The 5,738-nt window shown below is 53.3% G+C and carries 4 protein-coding genes; 1 reads left to right on the top strand and 3 read right to left on the bottom strand.

The genetic code is table 11. The features are described from left to right. Positions 1 to 74 precede the first annotated feature (74 nt). Positions 75 to 1,394 carry a metallophosphoesterase family protein gene (locus Q0331_RS08895; protein ID WP_298076009.1) on the bottom strand — a complete coding sequence of 440 codons (1,320 nt, stop codon included), beginning with the start codon at positions 1,392 to 1,394 and terminating at the stop codon, positions 75 to 77. A gap of 181 nt (positions 1,395 to 1,575) precedes the next feature. Between Q0331_RS08895 and Q0331_RS08890 the strand changes: the two genes are divergently transcribed. Then, the gene (locus Q0331_RS08890) at positions 1,576 to 2,352 is read left to right on the top strand and encodes a MerR family transcriptional regulator (RefSeq protein ID WP_298076008.1); all 777 of its coding nucleotides are present in this window, start codon (positions 1,576 to 1,578) and stop codon (positions 2,350 to 2,352) included. 129 nt (positions 2,353 to 2,481) lie between these two features. Here the strand turns inward: Q0331_RS08890 and Q0331_RS08885 are convergent, their stop codons facing one another. Next, a complete protein-coding gene (locus Q0331_RS08885; RefSeq protein ID WP_298076007.1) occupies positions 2,482 to 3,672 on the bottom strand; it encodes a hypothetical protein in 1,191 nt (396 codons plus the stop codon). Continuing rightward, positions 3,672 to 5,534 (bottom strand): hypothetical protein, encoded by a 1,863-nt coding sequence (locus tag Q0331_RS08880; protein ID WP_298076006.1) that lies wholly within the window; start codon positions 5,532 to 5,534, stop codon positions 3,672 to 3,674. The genes Q0331_RS08885 and Q0331_RS08880 overlap by 1 nt, the downstream gene beginning before the upstream one ends. Positions 5,535 to 5,738 lie beyond the last annotated feature (204 nt).

Genomic DNA, 5,738 nt, shown 5'->3' with positions numbered 1-5,738 from the left:
GGCTGCACCGAAACCACCGGCGCGCAGCGTTGCCCGGCGGCGCACAACTCGGCGGCACAGAACCCGGCGGCGCGCTACTTGAAGGACACGTACTCCGGAAGGTCGGCCGGCTTTTCCAGCGGCTGCTTCTTCGGGTTCATGTCCAGCCCCAGCTCCTTGGCGAAGACAAGGCGGGTGGACTTGTAGACGCGCTCGTCGGCCTCGTCCAGCTCGAATACGCGGGCGCCGCGCAGGGTGTGCATGGACCAGGTGCCGTCATTAAGCCCGTAGGGGCCGAAGCCGGTGCCCGGGCAGTAGCCCAGCTCTACCCCGAAGTAGTTGCCGTTGAAGGTATTGATGTGGTCGTGGCCGCAGTAGATACCCAGGACGTCGCCTCGCTCGCGGACGGCGGAGTAGATGCCGGGGTTGAAGGCGCCGACGTAGACGTCCTCGTTCTTCACGCCATCGATGCCGTGGCGCTTCTTGGCTTGGCCGTGCTTGATGAGGTCGTTGTTGTACGGGCCGCCGAACCACATGTCACGGTGCTCGTAGGTCGGGATGTGGAAGTACATCAGGCCAGGGATCTTCTTGCCGTAGCGCTCTTCGTATCCCCGGGAGGTATCGCGGTACCACTGGATCTGGTCGCTGTGGATGTAGTCGTAGCCGGGGATCTCCTTGGTCTCCTGCCCTGCCAGCTCCTCGCCGATGTAGTTACCGGAATCCAGAAGCCAGATGGCGAATGCCGGATCCGGGTTTGCGTTGCCCTGAACCAGCAGCGAAACATTGGATTCACCGTGGATCGGGTCGTCCGCGACGTTGAGGTTGTACTTGTACTTGCGCACGAAGTTCAGCAGCGCGATCTCGTCGGCTTGGGTGCCGTCCTCCATGGAGTCTTCGTCGTGGTTGCCGAAGGTGATGGCCCATGGGATCTGGCGGGATTCCATCGGCAGCACCACGTTGTTCATTGCCTGAAAGGCCTGTTCGGTGGTCTTGGGGCCAGAGGAGATCACGTCACCGTTGATCAGCGCGAAGTCCGGCTTCTCCTGGTCCAACACCTTGCCCATGAACTCGATGGTGCGGCGATCAGTGAGGTGATCGTCTTGAGTGTCGTTGAATTGGACGATCTTGAACTTGCCGTCGCCGTTGAACTTCAGTGGCATGTCTGCGCCGCCGTTGTTGTCGCCGCCGTTGCCGTCGTTACCGTTACCGCCGTTTCCGCGCCCCGGGCCGAAGCTGGAGCCGGCCAGCGAGCCTGCCGACGAGTTCCACGCCTGTGCCTGTGCTGCCGGTGCAAGTGCAGCGGTGACGCCCAACGCTCCAGTTCCCGCCAGGAAGTTACGGCGGTTCATATTAAACTGCTTGGACTTTTTCCGGCCTTCCGGCTGCTGCGAGTTCGAAGACGATGTGTAAGACAAGGTGAGGGTGCTCCTTTTTCTGCGAGAATTGAACCACTACAAGCTATCGCTAGCAGGTAAGCGCAAGGTTTCCTGAAAATGAATTCATAACAACTTCACGTTTTTCCGCTCCACCGCTTGGACTCTCCGCTTGACCTTGCCACTTGACCTTGCCGTTGCGGCAACCGAAAGGATGTAGCCCATGACCGAATACACGATTGGTGATGCTGCAGATTTTTTGGGTGTGACGCCCAAAGCTCTGCGCCACTGGGATTCCATTGGGCTACTCAGCCCACAGTGGCGCACCTTGGGCGATTACCGCCTCTATACCGAGGAAGATCTGCGCATCGGCGCGGCCATTGTGCTGTACCGGAACATGGGCTTCAAGCTGGCGGAGATCCCCGACCTGATTGAAGCGCCTTCCGACGCTGCCCTTGACCGCGCTCTCCGCTCCCACCGGGAAGCCTTGGCGCGCAAGCGCGACGAGGTGGAGAGCCAATTGCGTGCGGTCGAGGATTTGATAACAACAACCCGAGCGGAAGGACACACCATGGAACAAATGGACAAGATCAAGCAGTACTTCGGCGAGAAGATGCCGGTTTACCAGGAGGAAGCTCGAGAACGTTGGGGCGATTCCCCGGAATACCAGCAGTCTCAAGAAAAGCTGGCCTCTATGACTGATGGCGACTTCCAGGAGGTTAAGGCCAACCACGACCGCTTCGTGGCGGATCTGGTGGCTGCCCGAGATGGTGGCGTCGCCCCCGATAGCGAGGAAGCACAAGCCCTCGTGGAGCGGCACCGCGCCACGATTAACCAGTGGTACGAGGTTACGACCTCGCGGCAGCTGATTCTGGCACAGATGTACGTGGACGACGAGCGTTTTGCCGAGGCGTACCAGGGAGCACAGGATTACCTGCTTTCGCTGGTGGAACACCGTGCCAACCAGGAGGGAATCACTAATCCCAGCTGGGATGACTAGCCGGGAGAACCAACAGAAATTGGTTCTGTGATGTTTCCTGGGCGGGCCTGCCTAAGCCCAGGCCTTCCAATCAACCTTAAACGACACAAAAACCACGCTATTTCAAATAGCGCTCAGCCTAAACAGCACCTACCGGCAAATAGGTTTTCTATCTACATCTATAGGGAGTACGCTTGTAGCTACCATAAAAGAGTTTCCCAGTCTTTCCAGTCTAGATTTTTGAGAAGTCTCGTCATACCCCATAAGAGGAACCACCTCCCCGACGCACTGTGGATTCTTTAAGTCCACAGGCAATACAGCTTGTTTGTTTTCAAAGCGATCTGGACGAACAACCAGATAGGCTATATCTTTATCGAAAGTTACGGAGACTGGCGAAGGGCCTTTAACATCAAGCGTTTCTCTGTATTTGATACTTCCTGTTCGGATATCGACAGCAGTTAACGCATTATCTTTATCTAAGGAATACAGAGTACCTTGAATAACCTTAGAGAACCTTGCCATTGCAGGCGGCGGGATTTCCGGAAGATCAACCTTGCTCTCAACTTCTGTCTTTTCACCTAGACTTTTCAAAAGAAGCGACACTGGCTTTCCGTCGTTATCTTCACTGATGATTATATGGGAAGACGAGTCGCATGCTAGCTGATTCTCGTGACCTGGCTCGTATTGAAAGTCCCAAATAATATCGGAAGTCTCAATTTCTCCGCCAGGAGTCCAGGTAACTATTTGTGCCACACCCTTACCGTCTATAGCTTCCTTATTCCAAGGAAAGAATTCAATCCATTTTATGGTTCCATTATTGCAGGCCGTAAGCGCGCTTAGGTAATTCTCGCGGTCTATACTCCGCGCCCCATCTGAACTCACTGCGACCACTTTTCTAGAATTGGAAGAGGTGGAGTCGCCCGTATTGAATAAGAAAACTCCATGCATATAGTTACGTGAATTTGCTGAAGCACTTTGCGTACCTGTACCTAGTCCAGGCACCGGGAAGCTTCTTTTTTCGTGGAGATCTTGATCTACTAGGATGATTGAATCCTTATCGGGAGAGGCGAAGCCATTACCTACCCTAAGGAGCGATGGGAAATATACGGGCACTGTGGAGTAATATACGCCACCTTCACCTGATTCCGAAGTCCAGAAAATATTGTTTCTATCGGTTGGCGTCAGAGGTCCGTTTGTTTCGGTTGAAATTCCTATGTATTGAGCTTCTTCTGATCCAGATTCCGTGATTTTTGGGGTCGCTGGAATATATTTCCACAACATAAACGACCCCGCCACTAAGATTAGTGTCAGTAGGATCAGAATAGCGTTACGCTTACTCATTAGCTGAACGCTCTTGTTCTGTGCGAGAGAAGGATGTCCATAGGGTATACCCCTGCCTGATATCGCTCGTAGGGGTATCTTTCGCCTATGTCTAAGCCGCCACCTGAGGCATGCTTATAAGCAGCCCAAACGAGTTGAGAACAATTATATGAGTCTCTGTCTAGATACCCTATCCTCGTGAGTGCAAAGTTTTTGTTATAACCCTTTCCAATTTTACCCTCGGCCCAGCTAGCAGCCTTATTTCTAGTAGCATTGTCTGTTTTGACAGAAAGGTAAGTAGGCTGGCAGACACCTAATCGTTCCCCACCTCGCAATAGCTGCACTCCTTGACCGGGTCCCACCGCTTCGACGGTAGACACTCTCCGCGGATCAGCATTTCCTTGGCTTACGAAAATTCCATTGTGTCCATGGTTAATCACTTTAGCCCTTACTGCTTTTGAGTAGAAAACATCACCCCGATTAGTTCGCTCGTTTCCTGGCGCTTTGAAATCGGCCTCATCACAACCTGTTCCAGGAACCGACGCGCGATTTGTTGCGTAGGGATTCGTCTGGGACGGAACTGGGCTGTATCCGAAGGCTGTGAACTCTAGAGACTCTTTGGCACGCTGGTAAGCATCTTCAAACCCTTCGTGCAAAGGAATCTGGTGACGGCGAAAGTCTTCACTGAGTTGTGTGTATAGTTCGTCCGTCTCTTTTTCGCTCAGATCCAGAGCTTCGGCGAGCTCAGGAATGGGTGTTTCGTATCCAGACAAGCTCCCCCGTTGGAAGTGCTGGGTGATTCTGAATGTATCGTCGTCCTTTGGGTCCCCGACAGGGTACCCGCTCGCTCCTCTCTCATACCCCTGCCTGGCCCATTTGTCCAGGATTGACCCTCTGACACTATGTGCTCCGTGTTGTGGGTGCCAGTACATCATTCCACCAGTAAACCGATTAAATCGGCCAACTCCATCCGGTGTGGCGGTTTCATCAGTTATTGGATAGCCCAACACCCCCTTTTCCGCCCCAATGGACATCCACTTGTCGTAGATTGCGCCTTTGATAGTTCCAAGTCCAGCAAGAGACCCGTAGATGTGCCCTTTCGAGAAAGACTGCTTACGACCGATGCCGTCCGGCAAAGCTATCTCATCAGTGGTGGGGTACCCCAGTGCGCCGCGTTCCCAACCCGTGCGATCCCATGCGATTGAAAAGTGTGTCGTCACTGGGTGTGCACCAAAGCTAGGATGCCAGTAAATAAAACCATTGATGAATTCGTTCCGACGCCCCACACCATCTGGAAGTCCGAGTTCATTAGACTTTGGCCACGTTAGAAAACTGTTCGGTCCCCCCATCGAATCGTATTTTTTACGGATTTCGCCGCAAACCTTAAAGGTGGACGGCCAGTAGGTTCGACAATTCGTCGGTGCAACCGTTGCGAAAGCCTGCAGCTCGGCACCACGCGCAGTAGCTTGCTCTTGAGCTTCCTGGATCTCAGCTAGATCGGCTTCCTCTTTTGTGAAACCAGCAGGCACAGTTTCTCGGTCTGAGCGCATCTGTCCTGGGATGACCATGCTCTTCGGGTTTTCGGTCGGCTCCCAGTCGGCGCCAGCATCATTATCTACCGTGTTATCGTCAAACCCTGGCTCGGTCGGCTCAAGCCCCTGACGATCCGGTGCAACATAGTTGGCATTATTGCTCTCCGTATCGGAAAGAACCTCAGGGGTTTGTTGAGCCGCTGCGGGAGAGGTGATGGTGAAAACCAACAAAAAACTTGCTAGAAAGTTCGTCGTCGATTGTGTGAGGCGCGTCCACTTGTTAGCAGCTGTTCCGTTTCCACTTAAACTCCCTGGGGAGCGCTGTTTATACTTTTCCATCATGACTTCCATTCAATGTCAACGTTTAGAAAGGAAATACCCATTTCACTACTATTGTAGCAAAAAGTATTCTTTAGATGGCGCCCCGGGTTTTTGCCTCCCCTAGGCTTTCACCCTAGTTTCTATTCTTTGCCGTAACAGCTTCTGCTTCCAAAATTCGGCTTCAAGATCAGCCATAGTTCGATAACTCAAGCCCTGGCGGAAGAACTAAACCCG

It is taken from the genome of uncultured Corynebacterium sp. (assembly GCF_937999985.1).
Taxonomy (GTDB): domain Bacteria; phylum Actinomycetota; class Actinomycetes; order Mycobacteriales; family Mycobacteriaceae; genus Corynebacterium.
This window is presented reverse-complemented; position numbering and strand designations above follow the sequence as displayed.

Coding starts and splice junctions, on each gene's coding strand:
- Q0331_RS08890 (WP_298076008.1), top strand. CDS start 1,576: ATGACCGAATACACGATTGGTGATGCTGCAGATTTTTTGGGTGTGACG.
- Q0331_RS08885 (WP_298076007.1), bottom strand. CDS start 3,672: ATGAGTAAGCGTAACGCTATTCTGATCCTACTGACACTAATCTTAGTG.
- Q0331_RS08880 (WP_298076006.1), bottom strand. CDS start 5,534: ATGGAAGTCATGATGGAAAAGTATAAACAGCGCTCCCCAGGGAGTTTA.